The 24,813-nt window shown below is 61.1% G+C and carries 16 protein-coding genes; 7 read left to right on the forward strand and 9 right to left on the reverse strand.

Going from position 1 to position 24,813, the window contains the following annotated elements:
• Positions 1-298: 298 nt before the first annotated feature.
• From AX768_RS08745 to AX768_RS08755, 3 genes are all read left to right on the forward strand, one after another.
• The gene (locus AX768_RS08745; RefSeq protein ID WP_061999627.1) at positions 299-2,101 is read left to right on the forward strand and encodes a collagen-like triple helix repeat-containing protein; all 1,803 of its coding nucleotides are present in this window, start codon (positions 299-301) and stop codon (positions 2,099-2,101) included.
• 463 nt (positions 2,102-2,564) lie between these two features.
• The gene (locus tag AX768_RS08750) at positions 2,565-4,268 is read left to right on the forward strand and encodes a ShlB/FhaC/HecB family hemolysin secretion/activation protein (protein WP_061999628.1); all 1,704 of its coding nucleotides are present in this window, start codon (positions 2,565-2,567) and stop codon (positions 4,266-4,268) included.
• 172 nt (positions 4,269-4,440) lie between these two features.
• Complete coding sequence (locus tag AX768_RS08755) at positions 4,441-4,914, forward strand: DUF2147 domain-containing protein (RefSeq protein ID WP_061999629.1); 474 nt, start codon at positions 4,441-4,443, stop codon at positions 4,912-4,914.
• A 71-nt stretch (positions 4,915-4,985) separates the two neighbouring features.
• Here the strand turns inward: AX768_RS08755 and AX768_RS08760 are convergent, their stop codons facing one another.
• The 6 genes from AX768_RS08760 to typA form a co-directional block, all read right to left on the reverse strand.
• Positions 4,986-5,453 (reverse strand): transposase, encoded by a 468-nt coding sequence (locus tag AX768_RS08760; protein WP_119024643.1) that lies wholly within the window; start codon positions 5,451-5,453, stop codon positions 4,986-4,988.
• Between the two features lie 163 nt (positions 5,454-5,616).
• The gene (gene zapE, locus AX768_RS08765) at positions 5,617-6,714 is read right to left on the reverse strand and encodes a cell division protein ZapE (RefSeq protein ID WP_062000890.1); all 1,098 of its coding nucleotides are present in this window, start codon (positions 6,712-6,714) and stop codon (positions 5,617-5,619) included.
• Between the two features lie 103 nt (positions 6,715-6,817).
• Positions 6,818-8,248: a dihydrolipoyl dehydrogenase gene (gene lpdA, locus AX768_RS08770; RefSeq protein WP_061999630.1), complete on the reverse strand. Its 1,431-nt coding sequence runs from the start codon at positions 8,246-8,248 to the stop codon at positions 6,818-6,820.
• Positions 8,249-8,364: 116 nt separating this feature from the next.
• Positions 8,365-9,669, reverse strand: a complete 1,305-nt coding sequence (gene odhB / locus AX768_RS08775) for a 2-oxoglutarate dehydrogenase complex dihydrolipoyllysine-residue succinyltransferase (protein WP_061999631.1) — start codon at positions 9,667-9,669, stop codon at positions 8,365-8,367.
• 217 nt (positions 9,670-9,886) lie between these two features.
• Entirely contained in the window at positions 9,887-12,745 is a 2,859-nt protein-coding gene (locus tag AX768_RS08780; RefSeq protein WP_061999632.1) for a 2-oxoglutarate dehydrogenase E1 component, read from the reverse strand.
• A gap of 303 nt (positions 12,746-13,048) precedes the next feature.
• The gene (typA, locus tag AX768_RS08785; protein WP_061999633.1) at positions 13,049-14,875 is read right to left on the reverse strand and encodes a translational GTPase TypA; all 1,827 of its coding nucleotides are present in this window, start codon (positions 14,873-14,875) and stop codon (positions 13,049-13,051) included.
• A gap of 385 nt (positions 14,876-15,260) precedes the next feature.
• Here typA and AX768_RS08790 point away from each other — a divergent pair, with 385 nt between their 5' ends.
• The 4 genes from AX768_RS08790 to AX768_RS08805 all read left to right on the forward strand — a co-directional run bounded on the left by AX768_RS08790 (position 15,261) and on the right by AX768_RS08805 (position 20,351).
• Positions 15,261-15,782 carry a MarR family winged helix-turn-helix transcriptional regulator gene (locus AX768_RS08790; RefSeq protein ID WP_061999634.1) on the forward strand — a complete coding sequence of 174 codons (522 nt, stop codon included), beginning with the start codon at positions 15,261-15,263 and terminating at the stop codon, positions 15,780-15,782.
• 134 nt (positions 15,783-15,916) lie between these two features.
• Positions 15,917-17,443 carry an efflux transporter outer membrane subunit gene (locus tag AX768_RS08795; RefSeq protein WP_061999635.1) on the forward strand — a complete coding sequence of 509 codons (1,527 nt, stop codon included), beginning with the start codon at positions 15,917-15,919 and terminating at the stop codon, positions 17,441-17,443.
• Between the two features lie 57 nt (positions 17,444-17,500).
• Positions 17,501-18,760 carry an EmrA/EmrK family multidrug efflux transporter periplasmic adaptor subunit gene (locus AX768_RS08800; RefSeq protein WP_061999636.1) on the forward strand — a complete coding sequence of 420 codons (1,260 nt, stop codon included), beginning with the start codon at positions 17,501-17,503 and terminating at the stop codon, positions 18,758-18,760.
• A gap of 31 nt (positions 18,761-18,791) precedes the next feature.
• A complete protein-coding gene (locus AX768_RS08805) occupies positions 18,792-20,351 on the forward strand; it encodes a DHA2 family efflux MFS transporter permease subunit (protein ID WP_061999637.1) in 1,560 nt (519 codons plus the stop codon).
• Between the two features lie 47 nt (positions 20,352-20,398).
• Here the strand turns inward: AX768_RS08805 and truB are convergent, their stop codons facing one another.
• The 3 genes from truB to infB all read right to left on the reverse strand — a co-directional run bounded on the left by truB (position 20,399) and on the right by infB (position 24,812).
• Positions 20,399-21,328: a tRNA pseudouridine(55) synthase TruB gene (truB, locus tag AX768_RS08810; RefSeq protein WP_061999638.1), complete on the reverse strand. Its 930-nt coding sequence runs from the start codon at positions 21,326-21,328 to the stop codon at positions 20,399-20,401.
• A gap of 3 nt (positions 21,329-21,331) precedes the next feature.
• On the reverse strand, positions 21,332-21,727 hold the full coding sequence (rbfA, locus tag AX768_RS08815; protein ID WP_062000891.1) for a 30S ribosome-binding factor RbfA: 396 nt from the start codon (positions 21,725-21,727) through the stop codon (positions 21,332-21,334).
• Positions 21,728-21,824: 97 nt separating this feature from the next.
• Positions 21,825-24,812, reverse strand: a complete 2,988-nt coding sequence (gene infB, locus AX768_RS08820) for a translation initiation factor IF-2 (RefSeq protein WP_061999639.1) — start codon at positions 24,810-24,812, stop codon at positions 21,825-21,827.
• Position 24,813: the final 1 nt, after the last annotated feature.

Here is a 24,813-nt window from a genome sequence, read left to right on the forward strand (position 1 = left end):
GTGCAGTTACTGCAGAAAACAAGCGTCGCCGCGATTTTTAATGACCACAGCGGAACGTGTTACGTCCGCGTCCGTAACGGCATCGGTCGCACGTTACGTTACGTGACACGTTACGTTGCACACAACGCGTGGTGCCTTGATCCTGCCACCTCCCCGCAAAGCCCCACCCCGCCTTGTACCATCTGGTTAACCCGGCCACATTTCGACGTACGTCACACGGCTCCATTCAAAATGGCACGCGTCCTGCAATAAGACGATGGCAGTTCAAACACAAAACTAAATACCATCCGAGGGCGTTATGAAGACCGCACACAATCGCACGGGCGCATTGCGCGTCACCATTCTCACCGCTGCTATCGCGACCATGCTGACGCTCGGCGCATGCGGCGGGTCAGGTTCCACCAGCAAACAACTCGGCAGCTCCGGCTCGACCGGCGCAATCCCCACCACCGGTGGTGACGGAAGCACATCGGCGGGCACCGGCGGCGACGGCAGCACATCGGCAGGCACTGGCGGCGGATCAGGCGCCGGCGGCAGCGGCAGCGGATCCGGCGCGGGTGGCGGCGGTTCGGGCTCAGGCGGCGGCACTGTCGTGGGCGGCGGCGGTACGGGTGGCGGTACGGGTGGCGGCACCGGCGGCGGCACCGGTGGTGGAACTGGCGGCGGTACGGGTGGTGGAACTGGTGGTGGAACACCGACAGTGACCCCCGTTGCAGGCGTCGCCTCCAACGCGGGCAATCTCGTCACGGCGGTGGGCAATACGGTCTCCGGTCTCGGCTCGGTCGTCGGCAATGCCAACGTGCCGGGCGTGAGCCCCGCCACGACTCAGGCGGCAGGCGACGTCGTATCGAATCTCGGCGGGGCCGTGGGCGCGCTCGGCAACGGCGTATCGCAAGGTCTTGGCCAGATCGGATCGAGCGCCAATCCTGTCGGCACGACACTCGCGAGCACGGGCAACGTCGTGCAGAAAGCAGGCGATGCAGTTTCAAGCGCAGGCGATCTGGTGACCAGTGTCGGCAGCGGCGCGCTGTCCCCGCTCGCACCGGTCACGACACCTGTCGGCACGCTGGTCAGCGGTGTCGGCGGCGCGGTCACGCAGGTCGGCGGTGCGCTCGGCACCACGTTGTCGACGGGCGCTGTCAGTCAGGTCACGCAAGGTGTCAGCACACTGATCACCCCGATCACGACGATGGCCAGTTCGCTCACGCAAACGGTCGGCTCGGCAACGGGCCTTGGCGCACCGGTCAACAACCTGCTCACCACGCTCGGCGGTACGCTGAACTCGGCGGGCCAGACGGTGGCATCGACGGGAAACAATCCGCTCGCAAGCGGCCTGGGCGGCGTCGTGTCCAGTACCGGAACGACGCTGGCATCCGCCGGCGGACTGGTCAACGGCACGCCGGGTGCAAATCCGCTGTCGCCGATCACCGGCGTCCTCACGGGCTTGACAGGCGCAACCGGCGGCGGTGGCACGGGAAGCCCGCTCTCCCCGGTGACGGGCCTTGTCAGCGGCTTGACGAATACGGTCGCTGGCCTGGGCGCTGCGCCGGGAGCCGCGGGCCCGCTTGCTCCGATTGCATCACTCGTGAGCGGCGTGACGGGTGGATTGACCAGTGTTGGCGGCACAGGCGGCGCAACGGGCGCACTGGCTCCCGTGACGGGTCTCGTCAGCGGCTTGACGGGCGCACTTGCCGGCGCAGGCGCAACGTCTGGCGGTGCGGGTTCCCTCGCTCCGGTATCAGGTCTCGTCGGCGGCTTGACGAATACCATCGGTACGGTCGCCACGGGTGTTGCCACACCGGTCGCAGGCACAGTGGGTGGCGCGACGAGCGCGCTGACCAGTGCGACCTCGGGCAGCGGCTCAGGCTCGACAGGCAACCTGCTTGCGCCGGTGACCGGTCTCGTGGGCGGCCTGACCGGAGCGTTGGGTGCGGGCACGCCCAAGTCGCCGTCGGCCGGAACGACAACGACTACGGCCGCAGTCGGCGTTGGCGTGGGTCTCTCGAGCACCACCGGCGGCACATCGAGCAGCTCACCTGCTAACCCGCTGGGCGGCGTGACCACGCTCCTCGGCGGCTTGCTCGGCGCGCATAACAAGTAAGACTGCAAACTCTGCAGCCGGGTCCATGATCCGTCGCCCTCCCCAGGTGACGGATCATGGTGAAACTTCCTTCCATACGTCCGCGCGGCGAGGAGGTACGGGTCCAGACGCCCCCTTCACGATCCCCTTCTGCGAACCTTTTGAAGCCCCGTAGCACTTTGATCTAGCCGGCGCCCTTCGCGGCGCCGGTTTTACATGGAACACAACATACGATCCATCGATGCAGCCCTCCGGCCAGACGGCGCACGAAGGACACAAGATTGACGCGAGGATGACCACCCGCTACCCAAAATTTGTTATCGAGAAGACAAAAAAACCAAAAGTTAAGGCCGCAAAGAGCCGTAATACAGAGGTCTGCAATTGCATCAGCAGCAAACGATGACGAACGCGAGCAAGACGCCGGATCGATTCGATCCTCACTCCACTCGCAGTTCGCACGATAAAAGCCAACGAGGGCCGTACCGTGAAGATCAAGGAATGGAAATGGACGCTGCTGGCCGCGGCGGTGGCGGCGCACGCCGCGCAAGCGCAGACCAGCGGGCAAGTCGCGCGCCCGTCCGTAGCGGGCAATCCGCTCGACGCGCTGCCACAAGTGAATGCGCCGCAAAAACCGCCGTCGGTTACGGTCGACGTCCAGACGCAGACGCCGCATATCCAGGAGCTGCTGGCGCGCCACCTGACGCCGCAGAAAATTCAGATCGAAGGCGCAAAGACCATTCCCTTCGATGAAATCGCCCAACGCTTCACACCGCTCGTCGGCAAGGACGTCACCATCGGCGAATTGATGGAGACCGCGAACGGCGTGACCGCGCTCTACAAGGAACGCGGTTACGCGCTCTCCTTCGCCTTCGTGCCCGCGCAAACGTTCGAGGGCGGCGTGGTCCACATTACGGTGGTTGAGGGTTACGTAGCCGACGTAAAGATAAAAGGCGACCCTGGTACTACGGAAAAACGCATTCGTGCGATCGCTGACCGGATCCGCGCCGATCGTCCGTTGAAACAGGATACGTTCGAGCGCTACGTCAACGTTCTTGGCCTCACGCCCGGCGTGAAGATCGCGGCGACCGTCGCGCCGCCGCAGACCACAGATGGCGCCACCTCGCTCGAACTCGATGTCGACCGCAAGCCGTTCAACTTTGCAACGGGTATCGACATGAATCACCCGGGCTTGCAAGGCATTGTGAGCGCAACCGAAAACGGCCTGCTGGGACAAGGCGAGACCATTGGCGCGTCGGCGTTGTTGCCGAAAGGCCGCAACGATCAAACCTACTTCGCAGTCAACGGCGCACTGCCCATAGGCACGGACGGTTTCACCGCAAAGGTCGATGCTTCGCATTACTACGGTCATCCCGTCGATAACCCCGGCCTGCCCTCCTTCGTCGAGCGCACCGTAGTCAACGACAAAGTCGGCTTGTCGGCGTCGTATCCGTTCATTCTGAGCAATTCGCGCAGCCTGGTCGGAACGGCCGGCGCATACGCGTCGCATGACGAAGACCGCTTCAAGAACACGATAACGGGCGCGCTGCTTGGACAGCGTTCGCAAGTCCGCGTGACGACGCTGCAGCTCGACTACACCGGCGTAGACACCGGCACCGTGCGGCGCGCAAGCATCAACGTGGCGAAGGCGTTCGATGTACTGGGCGCATCGAAGACGGCGGAAACCAACATTCCCGGCGTTGTCACGACCAACCCGATTTCGCTCACCTTCGTGCGCACGGGCGCGACGATTTCGCAAACCAACGAATGGCCGTACAAGATCGGCACGTCGATCGCCGCGACCGGACAATACAGCCCGGACTCGCTGCCGACGTCCGAGCAGATTGCGTTCGGCGGCCAACGTTTCGCACTCGGTTATCAGCCGGGCGAAGTGTCGGGCGATTCCGGCTGGGCGGCATCGGCCGAAGTGAACCGGCCGTTCGCCATCGGGCTTGCGTTCATGAAGAGCGTCACGCCCTACGTTTCAGTCGACACCGCCCATGTGTACCTGCACGGCGGCACGGCGAAACCGAGCCGGCTGGCATCGGTGGGCGTGGGCTTCCGCGTGTCCGATGCGAAGTACTACAGCCTGGATTTATCACTCGCAAAACCGGTGGGCGATGCCCCCGTAGAAGGCAACGGTTCTCGCAGCCCGCGGGTGAACGCGACGTTCTCCTACCAGTTCAACTGACCGGTACCCAGGGCATGCATGGCACACGCGTGGTGTGCCATGCATGCCCGCCATGAACCAACTAGAGGAAGTCCTATCAAACGTCCTTGTTGCTTTGACGTATTCTGTGCGCCAAACAATGGCGCATGAAGCGGCCAGCACATCAAGAGACGTTTCACCTCCAGGAGGAAGCATGACGAGTACGACTGAGCGCGCGCATCGGCAATTCAAACGCATCTTGCTGGCCGGCGCATTGCTCGCATCGGCTGCAAGTACGCTTGCACAGGCGGCATCGCCGGCGGGACTCTGGCAAACCATCGACGATGCAACCGGCCAGCCCAAAGCCGTGGTTCAAATCGTCCAGGAAAGCGACGGCACGCTTTCCGGCAAGATTCTCGAGGGGATTGGCAGCAACAATGACCCTACCCGCCGGTGCACAGCCTGCACCGATTCACGCAAGGATCAATTGGTCAAGGGCATGACGATCATCAACGGCATGAAGCCTGATGGCGATGCGTGGGATGGTGGCCAGATTCTCGACCCGGAGAACGGCAAGTCGTACAAGTGCAAGATGCATCTCGACGACGACGGCCAGAAGCTCGTGGTCCGCGGATATATTGGGGTGTCGCTGCTCGGGCGCTCGCAGACCTGGATCAGGCAGCAATAAACTTGTGCGGCTTTGATGCATAAAAACCCGGCTGCAGATTCAGATCTACAGCCGGGTTTCTATTTGCAGGATTACGCTGCGCGACGCGCGCCGTCGGTGTAATCTGCCGGCGCCGGATTGGGCGCCTGCACGATCGGAACGAACACCACACGGGCATCACCATTCACTGATGCGCCAGTTACCGGATCGGCTACGTGATCGCCAAGGCCTGCGGGCAGTTCAACTGGCACGCGCATACGCGATGTCATCAGCGAATACAGACCTTCACTCGCGCCGCCAAACAACTGCTGCATCACACGAGCCAGTACGCCCGAATCATGCCACGCCTTGAAGCGGCGATGACACGTCTGGTACGACGGATATTTGCGCGGCAGCGTGGACCATGAAGCGCCGCTGTACATCACCCAGAGCACGCCGTTGAGCACGGCGCGGGTGTTGGCGAGCGGCCGGCCGCGCAACTCTGAACGGGGACGCAATTCGGGCAGAAGCGGCGCCACCAATTGCCATTCTTCGTCGGACATATCGCGGTAAGGCTTCATGGTTTCCTCCAATCACAAGTAAGTGATTAGAAGATACCCATCCGCCCGAAACGCCGGTATCAGACATGTCCGAATCTTGAAATAGCGCGCCAAGCCTTGCAGCACTAACCTGACGACGAAATTATGAGTCTCGCATTGTCAACTGTCCTGTCGGCTAACGTCATCAGGTCAGCGACGTATCGACGAGCCTGCGTTCGGACTCCAGATATTCCTTGGACTGCATCTCCGTGATCCGCGAGACCGTGCGCGCAAATTCGTTCGCCATCGGACCTTCCACATACAACTCTTCGGCTGGCACTTCAGCCGACATCAGGAGCTTCACCTTGTGGTCATAGAACACATCGATCAGCCAGGTAAAGCGGCGCGCCTCCGACGCATTGCGCGGCGACATCTTCGGGACTTCGGACAGGATGACCGCGTGAAAACGGCTCGCCAGTTCGAGGTAGTCGTTCTGCGATCGCGGGCCGCCGCAGAGCGTGGCGAAGTCGAACCAGACAACGCCATCGGCTTTGCGCAACGCCTTCAGTTCACGCTTCTCGATACGCAGGATCGGGCTTTCGTCGGGCACGGCGGCGAGCTTCGCAAAGTCGGCGCGCAGCGCCTGGTCAGCGGCCGCACCGAGCGGCGTATGGTAGGCCTTCACTTGCGACAACGTGCGCTTGCGATAATCCGTGCCGGCATCGACGTTGATCACGTCGAGCTTCGACTTGATCAGCTCGATGGCAGGCAGCAACCGGTCACGATGCAAACCATCGGGATACAACAAATCCGGGTCATAGTTCGACGTCATCACGAACTGCACGCCCGCGCCAAACAAACGGTCGAGCAGGCGATACAGGATCATGGCATCGGCGATATCGGAGACGTGAAACTCGTCAAAGCAGATCAGCCTGTACCGCTTGGCTACGCGCCGCGCGAGTTCATCGAGCGGATCGGCCGTGCCCTTCAGTTCTTCCAGTTCGCGATGCACCTCGCGCATGAACTCGTGAAAATGAAGACGCGTCTTGCGCTGCACCGGCACGACCGCAAAGAAGCTGTCCATCAAAAAGCTCTTGCCGCGCCCCACGCCGCCCCACATGTACACGCCGCGCGGCAAGTCCGGGCGCGAGATCAGCTTCTTGAACGCGTTAGAACGGCGCGCCTTGTACGCGACCCATTCGTCGTAGCAGCGCTGCAGACGTTCGACCGCCGCGAGTTGCGCGGCATCCGACTGATAACCCCGCGTCTCTAGTTCGTGTTCGTAGTATTCGGTGACGTTCATGGTGCGCGGTTTCAAGACCAGGGAGACTGAAGACGACGGACAAAACAAAGGCGAGCGGGATAACTCCCGCCCGCCTTCGTCATGCTGCTCAAACCTGCTGCAATTACATGTTGAGCGCGCGCTTGTCGACGGCGAGCGCGGCTTCGCGCATCACTTCCGACAACGACGGATGCGGATGGCAGATCCGGCCGATATCTTCCGATGCCGCCTTGAACTCCATCGCCACCACCGCTTCGGCAATCAGGTCCGACGCATTTGCCGCGATGATGTGGCAACCGAGCAATTCGTCGGTCTTGGCGTCGGCGATCATCTTCACGAAACCGTCCGCCTTGCCAATGCCGAGCGCGCGGCCATTGGCCATCATCGGGAACTGGCCGGTCTTGATCTCGCGGCCTTCGGCCTTCAGTTGCTGCTCCGTCTTGCCGACCCACGCAATTTCCGGTTCGGTGTAGATCACCCACGGAATGCAGTTGTAGTCGATATGCGGCTTCTGACCGTCGATGATCTCGGCCACCAGCACGCCTTCGTCTTCCGCCTTGTGCGCGAGCATCGGGCCTCGCACCACGTCGCCGATTGCGTACACGTTCGGCACGCTCGTCGCGCAGTGGTCATCGACGGGAACAAAACCGCGTTCGTCCGTCTTGAGGCCGATTGCTTCCAGGCCGAGATTGTCCGTATTCGGCACGCGGCCGATCGACACGATCAAACGGTCGGCGTCGAGCGTTTGCGCGTTGCCGTCCTTGTCCGTGTACGCCACCGAGACGCTCGAATCCGTCGTCTTCACTTCGCCGATCTTCACGCCGAGATGAATGTCAAGACCTTGCTTCTTGAACTGCTTCGCGGCTTCTTTCGAAAGCGATTCGTCGCATGCGCCGAGGAACGCGGGCAACGCTTCGAGCACCGTCACGCTGGCACCCAGGCGACGCCACACCGAACCCAGTTCCAGACCGATCACGCCGGCGCCGATCACGGCCAGCTTCTTTGGCACCGAATCAAATGTCAGCGCGCCTTCGTTGTCCGACACGATCTTGTTGTCGACCGGAATGGCCGGCAGGTGACGCGCCTTCGAACCCGTCGCGATGATCACGTTCTTCGCCGTCACGGTTTCGGTTTCCGCTTCGCCACTCACTTCGATCTGCACGCCGGCGTCCGTCTTGCCGGTGAACTTGCCGTGACCCTTGAGCCACGTGATCTTGTTCTTGCGGAACAGGAATTCGATCCCCTTCGTCATCTTCTCGACAATGCCGTCCTTGCGGGCAAGCATCTTCGAGATATCGAGCTTCACGTCGCCCACGTTGATACCGTGATCGCCAAGATGATGCGAGACGTTTTCAAACTCTTCCGACGAAGCCAGCAGCGCCTTCGACGGGATGCAACCCACATTCAGACACGTGCCGCCGAGCTTCAGGGTACCCGCCGGGTTCTTCCAGCTTTCAATACATGCAACCGACTTGCCGAGTTGCGCCGCGCGAATCGCCGCGATGTAACCGCCAGGGCCTGCACCAATCACGACGACATCAAATTCTTTGGACATGACTATCCTTCTCTTGTTGGATACATGGCGCGCCCGAGCCTATCGAGCGTGCCACGAGTCCTAAATAAGGTCTTAATGCTGGATTAAAAGAGCAACTGCGAGGGCAGCCGCAAGGATCACAGGTCCAGCAGCAAGCGAGCCGGATCTTCCAGTGCATCCTTCATCGCAACCAGCGACAACACCGCTTCACGACCGTCGATGATCCGGTGATCGTAGGACAACGCCAGGTAGTTCATCGGGCGGATCACGATCTGGCCGTTCTCGACCACGGCGCGTTCCTTCGTTGCGTGCACGCCCAGAATGGCCGATTGCGGCGGGTTGATAATTGGCGTCGACAACATGGAGCCGAACACGCCGCCGTTCGAAATCGAGAACGTGCCGCCCGTCATTTCTTCGATCGACAGCTTGCCGTCGCGTGCCTTAGCACCGAACTCGGCGATCTTCTTCTCGATCTCGGCCAGGCTCAGTTGATCGGCGTTGCGCAGGATCGGCACCACCAGGCCACGCGGCGAACCGACCGCGATACCGATATCGAAGTAACCGTGATAGACGATGTCATTACCGTCGATCGACGCATTCACCAGCGGGAACTTCTTGAGCGCATGAACGGCGGCCTTCACGAAAAACGACATGAAGCCGAGCTTCACGCCATGTTCCTTCTCGAAGCGGTCCTTGTACTTGTTGCGCAGGTCCATCACCGGCGCCATGTTCACTTCGTTGAACGTGGTCAGGATGGCGTTGGTCTGCTGCGACTCGAGCAGACGCTCGGCAATCCGTGCGCGCAGACGCGACATCGGCACGCGCTGTTCCGGACGGTCCTTCAACCACTGGTCGGCACCCGGCGCCTTCACGTCCGGCAGGGACGGCTTGGCGGCAGCCGGAGCCTTCGCGGCCGGCGCTTTTGCAGCCGGCGCGGACGCAGCGGCAACGGCCGGCGCGCCTTGCGTGGCAGCCAGTGCATCGCCCTTCGTGACACGGCCATCGCGGCCCGAACCCGATACCTGGTCGCTCGCAATGTTCTTCTCAGCCAGGATCTTGGCGGCCGAAGGCGACGCCGACGTGTTCGTGGCCGAAGCGCTCGCCACAGCGGGCGCAGCTTCCTGTTGCGGTTGCGGAGCCGGAGCTGGCTTCACTTCCGCGTCGCCTGCGGCGGCTGCAACCGGTGCTTCGCCGGCCTTGGCTTCCGTATCGATCATCGCGATCACTTCTTCCGCGGCGACCACATCGCCGTCATGCTTGATGACTTGCGCGAGCACGCCCGCAGCCGGTGCCGGCACTTCCAGCACGACCTTGTCCGTTTCGATTTCGATGAGGATTTCGTCGATGGCAACTGCCTCGCCCGGCTTCTTCTTCCACGACAGCATGGTGCCTTCCGACACGGACTCAGAAAGCTGGGGAACCTTGACTTCTACGATAGACATTATGTTTTTTCCTGAATGTATCTGGGTGCGGCGCGTGACCAATGGGTTCGACGCCGTTAATTCTTGGGATTTCCAGAGCGTGTGAATGCAGCGCGCATCTAACTTACGGCGAGCGCTGCTTGTGCATTCCACGTTCCGAATCGACTCACAGCGAATCACAGGACAGCGCATGAACAACCGGGGAGCCGTTTTAAGGACGCTCCCCGGTCAGAACCGCTTACTTCGAGATCGTCTGCGCGCCCTTCAACCGGCCAAACGCGCCTTCGATCAGCGCCTTCAGTTGCTCGTAGTGCTTCGCGTAATAGCCGACTGCCGGGGATGCCGATGCCGGACGGCCGCTGTAAGCCAGCTTCTGTCCTTCACGCATGCCTTCACGCAGATGGTGCTCGACGTAGAACCAGGCGCCCTGGTTCTGCGGCTCGTCCTGTACCCAGACCACTTCCGTCGCGTGTTCGTATTTCTTGATTTCCGCGTCGAACTGCTTATGGGCAAACGGATACAACTGCTCGATACGAACGATGGCGATGTCGTTCGCCTTCGCTTCGCGGCGATGGGCGATCAGGTCGTAATAAACACGGCCGGAACACACGATCACGCGCTTGACCTTCTTCGGCTCGATCGCAGCATCCGTTTCGCCGATGATCGGCTGGAACGAACCCTTCGCCAGCTCCGAAAGGTCCGACACTGCTTCCTTGTGGCGCAGCAGCGACTTCGGCGTGGCGACGATCAGCGGCTTCCTGAACAAGCGGATCATCTGGCGGCGCAACAGATGGAAAATCTGCGCCGGCGTGGTCGGCTGGACCACTTGCATGTTGTGATCCGCGCAAAGCTGCAGGAATCGTTCAATACGCGCCGACGAGTGCTCCGGACCCTGGCCTTCATAGCCATGCGGCAAGAGCATGGTGAGACCTGAAACACGGCCCCACTTCACTTCGCCCGACGAGATGAACTGGTCGATCACAACCTGCGCGCCGTTCACAAAGTCACCGAATTGCGCTTCCCATGCAACCAGCGTGTTCGGCTCTGCAGTGGAGTAGCCGTACTCGAAACCGAGCACTGCTTCTTCCGACAACACCGAGTCGATCACCGTGAACTTCGCCTGACCATCGGCGATGTTCTGCAGCGGAATATACGTGCCGTCGTTCCAGCGTTCGCGGTTTTGATCGTGCAGAACAGCGTGACGATGCGTGAACGTGCCCCGGCCCGAATCCTGGCCCGTCAAACGCACGGCATAGCCCGATGCCACCAGCGACGCATACGCGAGATGCTCGCCCATGCCCCAGTCCAGCTTCGCTTCGCCACGGCCCATTGCACGGCGGTCGTTGATCACGCGCTCGACCAGCGGATGCACCTTGAAGTTTTCCGGGATCGTGGTGATACGCTCCGCCAGACGCTTCAGTTCAGCGAGCGGCACGGCAGTGTCGGCTGCATCGGTCCACTTGCGGTTCAGGAACGGAACCCAGTCCACCGCGTACTTGCTCTTGTAGTTCGAGAGCACCGGATCGACCGTGTGATGGCCGTCATCCATTGCCTGGCGATACGCCTTCACGTAACCATCGGCGTCTTCCGCCGTGATCACGCCTTGCTGCACGAGCTTTTCAGCGTACAGCGCGCGCGTGCCCGGATGCTTCGCAATCGTCTTGTACATCAGCGGCTGCGTGACCGCCGGCGTGTCCTGCTCGTTGTGACCCAGCTTGCGGAAGCAGATGATGTCGACAACCACGTCCTTGTGGAACTGCATGCGGTAGTCGATAGCGAGTTGCGTACACAGCACGACCGCTTCCGGATCGTCGCCGTTCACGTGCAGCACCGGCGCTTCGATCATCTTCGCCACGTCCGAGCAATACAGCGTCGAGCGCGCATCGCGCGGGTCCGACGTCGTGAAGCCGATCTGGTTGTTGATGACGATATGCAGCGTGCCGTGCGTGCCGTAACCACGCGTTTGCGCGAGGTTCAGCGTTTCCATGACCACGCCCTGACCAGCAAACGCCGCGTCACCGTGAATCTGGACCGGCAGCACTTGCAGGCCGTCGACGTCGCCGCGACGATCCATACGCGCCTTCGCCGAACCTTCGACCACAGGGTTCACGATTTCGAGGTGCGAAGGGTTGAATGCGAGCGAGAGGTGGACTGGGCCGCCGTCGGTCGAAACGTCCGACGAAAAACCCTTGTGATACTTCACGTCGCCGGCCGGCAGGTCATCGACGTGCTTGCCTTCGAATTCGGCGAAAAGATCGGCCGGCATCTTGCCAAGCGTGTTCACCAGGACGTTCAAGCGTCCACGGTGAGCCATGCCGATGATGATTTCCTGCACGCCTGCAGCGCCCGCGTGACGCACAACTTCGTCCATGGACGCGATAAAGCTTTCGCCGCCTTCCAGCGAGAAGCGCTTCTGTCCGACATACTTGGTGTGCAGGAAACGCTCGAGCCCTTCCGACGCCGTCAGGCGCTGGAGGATGTGCTTTTTCTTGTCGGCGGAAAAATTCGGAGTCGAACGGATCGATTCGAGCCGCTCCTTCCACCAGCGCTTCTGTTCCGGGTCGCTGATGTACATGAACTCGGCGCCAATCGTGCCGCAGTACGTATCGCGCAACGCCTTGACGATTTCACGCAACGACGCCTGCTCGAGCCCGAAATACAGGTTCTGCGCATGGAACGTCTGGTCCATGTCGGCTTCTGTGAAGTCGTAGAAAGCGGGTTCGAGCTCGGGAATGGCCGGGCGCTCGCGGCGCTTCAGTGGATCGAGGTTGGCCCATTGGGAGCCGAGGAAGCGGTAAGCACCGATCAGCGACTGAACGAAGACCTGCTTACGAGCTGTCGCCAGATCAGCACTGCTCTCGCGCGGCACAAAGCCGTTCGATTTCGCGCGCTGAGCGAACGACTCCACGATCGGGCCGTGGGCCACGTCGTTGTGATTCGACCCATCCGATGCGGGCACGTTTTGCAACGCATCGAAATAGGTACGCCAGGTCTCGGGCACTGACGCGGGATTATCGAGATATGCCTCGTACTGTTCTTCGACATACGGGGCATTACCGCCGAACAAATAGGAGTTCAGCTGGGATTGCTTCATCATTTTTACGCTCACCTTTCTTCGAGTTTCTCGAGAAATAGCGGGTTACTCAACCTTCCGCAACACGGCCTGACCGTTTAGCGGATTGCGCGAATCAAGTCTGCTTGGAAGGACCTAAAACTGGCAATGCATCCGTTAGCATAGCACATATCATTAATTCGACGCGCCGATGGTCGCGCCCGGAAAGCTTGTCCGGCGGGCTTTCGAGGACCTTTCGCGAATAAGGGACACATGTCAATGGAAGTTGCGGCGCAATAGAAAAGCCACCCAAGGGTGGCTTTTCTCTTCGCACGTCAACGGACTGGATCAGTCCACTGCGCCCTTGCGGCTGGCGCTGCGACGCTCGTGTTCCTTCAGGTAGCGCTTGCGCAGACGGATGGATTGCGGCGTGACTTCGACCAGTTCGTCGTCATCGATGAATTCAACCGCGTATTCCAGCGACATCTGGATCGGCGGCACGAGGCGCACCGCTTCGTCCGTTCCCGACGAACGCACGTTGGTCAGTTGCTTGCCCTTGATCGGGTTCACAACCAGATCGTTGTCACGGCTATGAATGCCGATGATCATGCCTTCATAAAGCGCATCACCCGGCGAAACGAACATGCGGCCGCGATCCTGCAACTTCCACAATGCGTAGGCGACAGCAGCACCGTCGTCCTGCGAAATCAGCACGCCGTTACGACGCTCGCCAACACCGCCTTCCTTCACCGGCTGATACGAATCGAACGTGTGGCTCATCAGGCCAGTGCCGCGCGTGAGCGTCAGGAATTCCGACTGGAAGCCGATCAGGCCACGTGCCGAGATACGGTACTCAAGACGCGTACGGCCACGGCCGTCCGACGCCATGTCGAGCATTTCGCCCTTGCGACGGCCCAGCTCTTCCATCACGCCGCCCTGGTTTGCGTCTTCCATGTCGACGGTCAGGTTTTCATACGGCTCATGCTTCACGCCGTCGACTTCCGTCATCACCACGCGCGGACGCGACACGGCGAGCTCATAGCCTTCACGACGCATGTTTTCCACGAGAATGGTCAGGTGCAGTTCGCCACGGCCCATCACTTCGAACGTGGTTTCGTCACCGGTTTCATTCACACGCAGTGCGACGTTGTGGTTCAATTCCTTCATCAGGCGGTCGCGGATCTGACGGCTCGTGACGAACTTGCCTTCGCGACCGGCCAGCGGTGACGAGTTCACCAGGAAGTTCATGGTCAGCGTGGGTTCGTCCACGGTAATCATGGGCAACGCTTCCGGGGTATCCACGGCGCAAATGGTCACGCCTATGCCGATTTCTTCAATACCGTTGATCAGCACGATGTCGCCGGCTTCAGCCTCTTCAACCTGGACGCGCTCCAGGCCCTTGAACGACAGGACCTGATTGATCTTGCGGTTCAGGATTGGGCCGTCAGCACCCGTGCGCACGGCGACAGCCATGCCCGGCTTGATGCGACCGCGCGTGATCCGGCCAATGCCGATACGGCCGACATACGACGAAAAGTCGAGCGAGGTGATCTGGAGTTGCAACGGCGCGTCCGGATCCGCCGGGCGAACCGGAACGTGTTCCAGCACGGCGTCGAACAGCGGACGCATGTCGCCTTCGCGCACGTCCGGGTTCAGTCCGGCATAACCATTCAGGCCCGACGCGTAGACGATCGGGAAATCGAGTTGTTCTTCCGTGGCGCCCAGCTTGTCGAACAGGTCGAACGTCTGGTTGATCACCCAGTCGATCCGCGCGCCCGGCCGGTCGACCTTGTTGATCACAACGATAGGCTTGAGGCCGAGCGCCAGCGCCTTCTTTGTCACGAAGCGCGTTTGCGGCATCGGACCTTCGACGGCGTCGACCAGCAACAACACCGAGTCGACCATGGACAGCACGCGTTCGACTTCACCGCCGAAGTCGGCGTGTCCCGGCGTGTCCACGATATTGATGTGCGTGCCTTCGTACTCGACCGCGCAGTTCTTCGAAAGGATCGTGATGCCACGTTCCTTTTCGATGTCGTTCGAGTCCATCACGCGCTCGACCACAGCCTGGTTCTCTCGGAACGTGGCGGTCTGGCGGAGCAATTGGTCGACGAGCGTGGTCTTGCCGTGGTCGACGTGGGCAATGATGGCAATGTTGCGAAGGGCGCGGGTCATAGGAGCTTGAGGAGCTTGTACAGATAGTTGAGCGCCGTGGGTGCAAGCTAGCTATTAGCCGTGGAACGAACCTGAAGACAAATCCACTTCCCCGCACTCGGCGCGATGGGAACCCAAGATTGTAGCACGGCGGCGTGTCCTCTTCCGCCCTGTTAAGCAATAGGACGAAACCCGGAAGCCTTTTCCCCTCGTTTTCCTATTTCGGGACAGCCGAAAATCGCCGTCAAGTCCCGCTGTCAGGCCCCTGGCGAGCGCAATCAAATCTCAAAATAACAACAGTCGGCATCTCACAAGCGCATTAGGAGGAATCTGAAAGTACTTGCCGCGTCAACGAAACGCCTCCTATAATCTTGCATAGTCAATTATTGCAAGCGCACGAGTATCCATGAGCGACGTCCATCAGCCGGTTCCAGAAATTGCCAATTACGTACTTTGCGAGAGCGTCGGCTACCTGCTAAGCCGGGTTCGCTCGACGCTCTGGAACAACGTGACGCAGCTCACCATGGCTGACCTCGGCATCACCAGCACCCAAGCCAGCATCATGTTCATGCTTGCGAGCGGCCGCAATCTGGCCGCAGCGGACCTTGCGCGCGAATATGGCATTGATGCAAGCGCGGTTACACGCCTGATCGACCGGCTGGAGAAGCGCGGACTGATCACGCGCGTGCGCAGCGAGGAAGACAGGCGGGTCGTGCGACTCGCGCTGACGCCTGAAGGCCGCGAACTCGCGGGGCAGATACCGGCTATTTTCACGAAAGTGCTGGACAAGCTTCTCGGCGGTTTCACTCCCGAGGAAGTCGGTTTTCTGAAAAGCATGTTGCGCCGGATCCTGCTCAATTCGGGCGATCCTGCCGCCATCGCACTGATCAGCGGATACGAAAGCTCAACGCCGAAAGCATCCTCCTGACCAAGCGAGCGTGTTCTCCTGAATCCGGGTTCCTATCTTGACGACGCACATCGGCGACCGCCCTTTCCGGGTAATAAAACTGAAAGAAATGGTTGCTGCGTCCATCTTTACATATCATCTCTGAGAGTCGAGCGATGAAACTCCCTTATTCGTCCGCGCCTGTCTTCGCGGCGTCTACGATAACAATGAAACGCAGCGCGCTGGCCGCAGCCGTGTTCGTGCTCGCGGGTTGTGCCAATTACGCCGGCATCAGCAGCGACAAGCAGATCACCGCGCCACAGAACGACGCACTGCAGGCCACGCAAAGCGTGCCGTCGCAAGGCGGCCAGTGGCCGTCGCTCGACTGGGCGAAGCAATTCGGCGATCCGCAATTGCCTCAGCTCATCGACGAAGCGCTGGCGGGCAATCCATCGATCGCGCAGGCGCAAGCCCGGATCGCGAAGGCATCGTCCTATATAGAAAGCTCACGTGCGGGCCTTTTCCCGAAAGTGAACGGCTCGTATTCGTGGAGTCGCGAGCTCTATTCGGCAAACGGGCTGTACCCGCCTCCGTACGGCGGCAGCTGGTATAGCGAGAACAATGCGCTCGTGAGCGCTTCGTGGGACCTGGACCTGTGGGGCAAGAACCGCTCGCGGCTGAATCAGGCGGTGTCGCAGCAGAAGGCCGCCGAGGCCGACATGCAGCAAGCCCGCGTGACGCTGGCGGCATCGGTTGCGCAGACGTATAACCAGCTCGCACTGCTCTATGCCCTGCGCGACGTTGCACAGCGCGAGATCGCAAACCGCTCCGACGTAGGCCGGATCACGAACGGCCGCGTGAGCGCCGGACTCGATACCAACGTCGAAATCCGCACGGCCGAAGGCAATATTGCGACGAGCCAGACGAACCTGTCCGAGCTCGACGGCCAGATCACGACCACGCGCTATCAGCTCGGCGCGCTGCTCGGCCAGGGCCCGGATCGCGGCTTGAAAATTGCGAACCCGGTGCTGAACTCGAAGATCGAAGTCGCGCTGCCGGACAACGTGCCGGCCGACCTGATCGCGCGCCGGCCGGATATTGTCGCGGCGCGCTGGCAGGTGGAAGCGGCGACATCGGATGTAAAGGAAGCCAAGGCCGAGTTTTTCCCCGACATCAATCTGTCGGTGGCAGCGGGCTTCGATGCCTTTGGCTGGGGCCGCTTCTTCACTTCGAGCAGCCGTCAGTTCAACGCAGGGCCGGCCATCCATTTGCCGATCTTCGACGCCGGCGCGCTGCGCGCGCAGTTGAAGGGCCGTTACGCGGACTTCGATCTCGACGTCGCGAACTACAACCAGACGCTGATCAATGCGCTGAACGATGTGGCGACGCAGATCGCATCGATTCGCTCGGTCGATCAGCAAACGAGCGATGCCACGCGCGCCCTCGACGCTTCCTCGCACGCCTACCAGCTCGCCGTGATCCGGTACAAGGCCGGCTTGTCGCCACAACTGCAGGTGCTCACCGCCGACCAGAACCGGTTGTCGAACGAGCAAACCGTGACGAACCTGCGGATGAGGCGCCGCGATCTCCAGATCGGCCTGATCAAGGCGCTGGGCGGAGGTTTCGATGCCGCCGACACCAACCTTGCCATCGACGGGCAAACGTCGAAAACCGCATCGGTCGCGGCGAAGACCGCCGACTGAATCAAACCAAATCGAATCGATTAGCAGCAACTCGAGACAGGGAATACGGAGCCATTCATGAGCGACTCTCAACAAAACGCCGCAGCAGCACCGGCGCCTAAAACCAGCAACACGAAGCGCCGCGTGCTGATGTCGCTGATCGTGCTGGTCGTGATCATCGCAGCCGTTGCATACGGGCTGTACTACTTCCTCGTCGCGCGTTTTCACGAAAGCACCGACGACGCTTATGTCAACGGCAACATCGTGCAGATCACGCCGCAAGTGGTCGGCACGGTGATCTCGGTGAATGCCGACGACACGCAAACCGTGAAGATGGGCGATCCGCTCGTCGTACTCGATCCGGCGGATTCGAAAGTCGCGCTCGATCAGGCCGAAGCGAATCTTGCGCAGACGGTGCGCCAGGTCCGCACGCTGTTCGTCAACGACAATCAATACCAGGCGCAGGTCGCGCTGCGTCAGTCGGATTTGTCGCGTGCCCAGGATGACCTGCGCCGCCGCTTGACGATTGCGCAGACCGGCGCGATCTCGGGCGAGGAAATCTCCCACGCGCGTGACGCCGTGCGCGGCGCGCAGGCTTCGCTGAATGCGGCGCAGCAGGAGTTGCAGGCGAACCGTTCGCTGACTTCGAACACGACCATCGCAAATCATCCGAACGTGCTGTCGGCCGCCGCCAAGGTCCGCGATTCGTACATCAACTTTGCGCGCAACACCATGCCCGCGCCGGTGACGGGTTATGTCGCGAAGCGTTCGGTGCAGGTCGGCCAGCGCGTGTCGCCGGGCAATCCGCTGATGGCGATCGTGCCGCTGAATGGCGTATGGATCGATGCCAATTTCAAGGAAGTGCAGCTCACGCATATGCGCATCGGACAGCCGGTTGAACTCACGGCTGACGTGTACGGATCAGGGGTCGTGTTCCACGGCAAGGTGATCGGCTTCTCCGCCGGAACGGGCTCCGCGTTCTCGCTCTTGCCGGCGCAAAACGCGACTGGCAACTGGATCAAGGTCGTGCAGCGCCTGCCGGTCCGTATCGCGCTCGACCCGCAGGAACTTGAAAAGCATCCGCTGCGCATCGGTTTGTCGATGAACGTGGACGTGACGATCAAGGACGAGAACGGCGGCCAGCTTGGCACGGCGCCCAACACCGTGTACCAGACCGATGTGTTCGCCAAGTACGGCGATCAGGCCGACGCTGAAATCGCGCGCATCATCGCCGCGAACGAAGGCACGTCGGGGCCGGGTACGGGCGGCGGCTCGCAGAAGACATCGAAGGAAAACGTTCAGCCCGCGACCAGGCAAGACCTCGCGAAGCTGATGTAAGCGCTCTTCAAAGTTTTCCGGAACCGTTCTTATGTCTCAACCCAACGCCGTTCATCCGCCGCTGCAAGGCGCGAAACTCGTGATCGGGACGATCGCGGTGTCGCTCGCGGTGTTCATGAACGTGCTCGATACATCGATCGCAAACGTCTCCATCCCGTCGATATCCGGTGACCTCGGGGTATCGTCGGATCAGGGCACGTGGGTGATCACGTCGTTCGCGGTCGCCAACGCGATCTCCGTGCCGCTCACCGGCTGGCTCACCCAGCGCTTCGGGCAAGTGCGCTTGTTCATGACGTCGATCGTGCTGTTCGTGATTGCGTCGTGGCTCTGCGGGCTCGCGCCCACCCTGCCCTTCCTGCTCGCCGCCCGCGTGCTGCAAGGCGCGGTCGCCGGCCCGATGATCCCGCTTTCCCAAACCTTGCTGCTCGCCAGTTACCCGCGAGCAAAGGCGCCCATGGCGCTTTCCATGTGGTCGATGACCACGCTGATTGCGCCTGTTGCCGGCCCGATCCTGGGCGGCTGGATCTCCGACAACATCTCGTGGCCGTGGATTTTCTACGTCAACATTCCGGTGGGCATCGTTGCCGCGATCGCCACGTTTGCGATCTTCCGGGAACGCGATTCGGTGATCCGCAAGGCGCCTATCGATACAGTGGGGTTAAGCCTGCTCGTGATCTGGGTGGGTTCGCTGCAGGTCATGCTCGACAAAGGCAAGGACCTCGACTGGTTCAATTCCACTACCATCGTGGTGCTGACATTGATCGCGGTCATCGCGCTGGCGTTCTTCATTGTGTGGGAACTGACCGAGGAACATCCGGTCGTCGATCTTTCGCTCTTCAAGCTGCGCAATTTCACGGGCGGCACGATCGCGCTGGCGATTGGCTATGGGCTGTACTTCGGCAACCTCGTGTTGTTGCCGCTGTGGTTGCAAACCGATATTGGCTACACCGCTACCGACGCCGGCCTGGTCCTCGCGCCAGTCGGGTTGTTCGCGGTCCTGCTCTCGCCCGTGGTCGGGAAGTTCCTGCCACGTATCGATCCGCGCAAGATCGCAACGGGCGCCTTTCTTGTGTTCGCGCTGGTGTTCTGGATGCGCTCGCGCTACACCACGGGCGTCGATACGTTCACGCTGATGCTGCCCACGGTGATTCAGGGCATCGGCATGGCGGGGTTCTTTATTCCGCTGGTCTCGATCACGTTGTCGGGCTTGCCAGGCAACCGGATTCCAGCGGCGTCGGGGTTATCGAACTTCGTGCGGATCATGTGCGGCGGCATCGGGACATCGATATTCTCCACAGCATGGGATCACCGGTCGAACGTGCACCACGCGCAGCTTGTCGAGCAGGCCAACCTGTACAACCCGAACTTCAACGCGTCCATGCAGCAGTTCGGCGCGGCCGGGTTCAGCAAGGAACAAGGGTATGGGCTGTTCAACAGCATGGCGACCCAGCAGGCCGCGCAACTGGGCGTGAACGATCTGTTCTATATATCGGCGGCGATTTTTGTCGCGTTGATTGCGCTGATCTGGATCACTAAACCCGAGCGCTCGGGCGGCGGGGATTCGGCCGCGGCGGCTTCGGCGGCACATTAAAACCGGTTTGATTCATGTGAAAAAGCCACGGCATGCCGTGGCTTTTCTCATCCCGCCGATACCACCAGCCGTTCCGGCGCCAGCACGCCCTCGCCGGCTCGAGCCACGCCCAGCAGACGGTGTTCGTCGCGCGAATATACGCGCACACGATCCGCATTCGCCGGCGCGTCGCTGATATCCGCGAGCTTGAGCCGCTGACCTTGCGTGAAGCGGCGGCTGGCATCGGCGTCGAGAAGAACGGCCGGAAATGTCGACAGCAGCGCATCGACCGGTTGCAGCCAGCTATCGCGTTGTTCGGGCGTTGCCTCCGAAAGCGTATCCAGCGTCACAGCGTTTTCGAGCGTCAACGTGCCGACGCCCGTGCGCCGCAGCGCTATCAGATGCGCCCCACACCCGAGTTTTTCACCGATATCCTCAGCAAGCGTGCGTACATACGTGCCCTTGCTGCACGTCACGCGAAACGTCACGTTCGGCAACGCGCACGCGATCATCTCCAGCGCGAGGATGGTCACGTTGCGCGCTTCGCGCTCGACGGTTTGCCCCGCTCGCGCGTATTCGTACAAAGGCTTGCCGTCGCGTTTGAGCGCTGAATACATCGGCGGAATTTGCGTGATGTCGCCGCGGAAACCGGTCATTGCCGCATGGATCGCGGCTTCGTCGCAGGTGACCTCGCGCGTTTCCAGCGCCTCGCCTTCCGCGTCGCCCGTGGTCGTGCGAACGCCGAGGCGCATGGTGGCTTCGTAGGTTTTATCGGCTTCGAGCAGATCCTGCGAAAACTTCGTCGCCTCGCCAAAGCACAGCGGCAACAAACCGGTCGCGAGCGGATCGAGCGTGCCGGTATGCCCGGCTTTTTTCGCCAGATAAATTCGCTTGGCGCGAATCAGCGCGTCGTTGCTGGAAAGGCCGAGGGGTTTGTCGAGCAGCAACACGCCGTCGAGCAGACGACGCGGGATCTTCGGACGAGCGGAACCGTTCATCGATCAAGCGCCCTTTTCGTCTTGCTCAGGCTCTTCGTCGTCCTTGGCGCGTGTGGAATTCGCTTCGTCGATCAGCTTCGACATTTCCACCGCGCGCACGACGGTCTGGTCGTAGTGGAAATGCAGCGTCGGCACCGTATGGATATGCAGGCGCTTGAATAGCAGGTTGTGCAAATGGCCCGCTGCGTGATTCAGGCCAGCTTCGGTTTCCTTCGGGTCGCCGGTGAGCGTCGTGAAATACACCTTTGCATGCGCGTAGTCGGGCGTCAGTTCGACGCTCTGAAAGGTCACCATGCCGATGCGCGGGTCCTTCACGTCGCGCACCAGCTCGGCGAGATCGCGCTGGATCTGATCCGCAATCTGCACGTTGCGGTTAGGGGAAGTACGTTTCTTGGCCATGATATTTCCGATAATGTGTGTATCGCCGGACGCCGCAAATAAAAAGGGCGGAGCGGGCGTGAAGCCCACTCCGCCCTCGAGTCCAGCGGTGAATCTTTTATAGCGTACGTGCGACTTCGGTCACTTCGAAGATCTCGAACTGGTCACCCTCGACCATGTCGTTGTAGTTCTTCAGCGAGATACCGCACTCGAAGCCCTGGCGAACTTCCTTGGCGTCGTCCTTGAAGCGCTTGAGCGAATCGATCTCGCCCGTGTGGACAACCACGTTGTTGCGCAACACGCGAACCATCGAGTTCCGCTTGACCACGCCGTCGGTCACCATACAACCCGCGATCGCGCCGATCTTCGGCACACGGATGATCTGACGAACCTCGACCATACCCGTGATGACTTCGCGCTTCTCCGGCGAGAGCATGCCCGACATTGCCGCTTTCACTTCATCCACAGCGTCATAGATGATGTTGTAGTAACGAATGTCGATACCGTTCGACTCCGCCACCTTGCGAGCCTGAGCATCCGCACGCGTGTTGAAGCCGATGATGACCGCCTTCGACGCCGTCGCCAGATTGACGTCCGACTCGCTGATCGCGCCAACTGCGCTGTGTACGATCTGCACGCGCACTTCGTTGGTCGAGAGCTTCTGCAACGACTGCACCAGCGCTTCCTGGGAACCTTGCACGTCGGCCTTGACGATCAACGGCAGGTTCTGCACGTTGCCTTCCGTCATGGACTCCAGCATGTTTTCCAGCTTCGCGGCTTGCTGCTTTGCCAGCTTGACGTCGCGGAACTTGCCTTGACGGAACAAGGCGATTTCACGCGCCTTGCGTTCGTCCGGCAGGACCATGACTTCTTCACCCGCGCCCGGCACTTCCGAAAGGCCTTGAATTTCGACCGGAATCGACGGACCCGCCGACTTGATCGGCTTGCCGGTTTCGTCGAGCATGGCCCGGACGCGCCCGAAAGCCGTACCTGCCAGCACGATGTCGCCACGATTCAACGTACCCGATGTCACCAGGATCGTTGCAACCGGGCCCTTGCCCTTGTCGAGCTTTGCTTCGATCACGAGGCCCTTGGCGGGTGCATCGATAGGCGCCTTGAGTTCCATGACTTCCGCTTGCAGCGACAGGTTTTCCAGCAAGCTGTCGATACCGACACCCGTCTTCGCCGACACTTCGATGAACGGCGAATCACCACCGTACTCTTCCGGCACGACGCCTTCAGCGACCAGTTCCTGCTTCACGCGCTCGGAAGCGGCACCCGGCTTGTCGATCTTGTTGATCGCCACGACGATAGGCACGCCACCCGCCTTCGCATGAGCGATGGCTTCCTTCGTTTGCGGCATCACGCCGTCGTCTGCAGCGACCACCAGAATCACGATGTCCGTTGCCTTCGCACCGCGGGCACGCATGGCCGTAAAGGCTTCGTGACCCGGCGTGTCCAGGAACGTGATCACGCCGCGCGGTGTTTCCACGTGGTAAGCGCCGATGTGCTGCGTAATCCCACCCGCTTCGCCCGATGCAACCTTCGCACGGCGAATGTAGTCAAGCAGCGAGGTCTTGCCGTGGTCGACGTGACCCATGACCGTGACCACCGGAGGACGCGGCAGGCGTTCGCCCACTTCTTCCTGCGTTTCGCCTTCGACCAGCAACGCTTCCGGATCGTCCAGCTTGGCCGCAACCGCGCTGTGACCCAGTTCTTCCACGACGATCATCGCGGTTTCCTGATCCAGCACCTGGTTGATCGTGACCATCTGGCCCAGCTTCATCATCACCTTGATGACTTCCGAAGCCTTCACCGACATCTTGTGCGCCAGATCCGCCACCGATACCGTTTCCGGCACGTGCACTTCGCGCACCACTGGTTCCGTCGGCGCCTGGAAGTTGGTCTGGTCCTGATGCTTGCCACGACCCTTCGGGCCGCCGCGCCAGCCACGGTCTACGCCGCCGCTGGTGTCGCCACGCGTCTTGATGCCGCGACGCTTGGCTGCATCGTCCTGCCAGCTGCTCTTGCCACCGGCCTTCTTCTTGTCCGGTCCGAGCGACGGTGCAGCCGTAGCCGGTGCGCCGGCAGCAGGCTTTTTCGCCGCTGCAGGACGTGCCGGTGCCGAGCCTTCCGGACGCGCCGGTTTGTGCAGCGTGCCCTTGGCTTCGGCAGCCTTCACGCCTTCCGCCACCTTGGCGGCAGCCGCCGCAGCAGCCACGGCAGCCGGAGTCGGCTCGGGCGGCTTCGCCTGCTGGGCCTTGCGCGGGGTATTCATCATTTCGCGGATGGCGCGGGCTTCGGCTTCAGCCGCGGCACGGCGCTTCGCAATCTGATCGTGCTCGGCACGCGCCTTTTCAGTCGCGGCACGTGCAGCGTCTTCTGCCTTCTTCGCAGCTTCGCGTTGAGCGGCGCGCTCGGCGGCGGCCTTCTCATCGACTTGCGGCGCAGCCGCTTCAGCTTTCACAGGTTCGTCAGCCACGTTTTCCGTCTTCGATTCGGTACGCGTATCCTGACGAGCAGTCGCCGCAGCACGCGAGATCTCGGCGGCTTCCGCTTGCGCGGCAGCACGTTTCGCTTCTTCTTCCTCAGCGCGGCGGCGTTCGGCTTCTGCCGCCGCTTCGCGCGCAACACGCTCCGCCTCTTCGCGCTCGAAGCGCTCCTGGCGTTCCTTCAGTTCAAGCGCTTCTTTTTCAAGCAGCTCGGCAGCATGGCGCGCTTCTTCATCGCGACGCTGCAATTCGGCTTCATCCACTTCGTCTTCGACGTGGTTCGCACCTTCGGCTACCTGTTCGGCACCGCTCTGATCGCGCTGCACGAACACGCGCTTCTTGCGGACCTCGACCTGAATGGTGCGAGCTTTACCCGTAGAGTCGGACTGTTTGATTTCCGACGTATGCCGGCGGGTCAAAGTGATCTTGCGTTTGTCGGCATCGGCGGAACCGTGCGACTTGCGCAAGTGTTCGAGCAGGCGCGACTTGTCCGTCTCGGACAAATCGTCATCCTCGCTCGCTTTCGTGACGCCAGCCGCCTGCAACTGCTCGAGCAGGACGCCCGCAGGCATTTTGAGTTCCGCGGCAAATTGGGCTACGTTGTTACTCGCCATT

Source organism: Burkholderia sp. PAMC 28687, assembly GCF_001577465.1.
GTDB lineage: Bacteria > Pseudomonadota > Gammaproteobacteria > Burkholderiales > Burkholderiaceae > Caballeronia.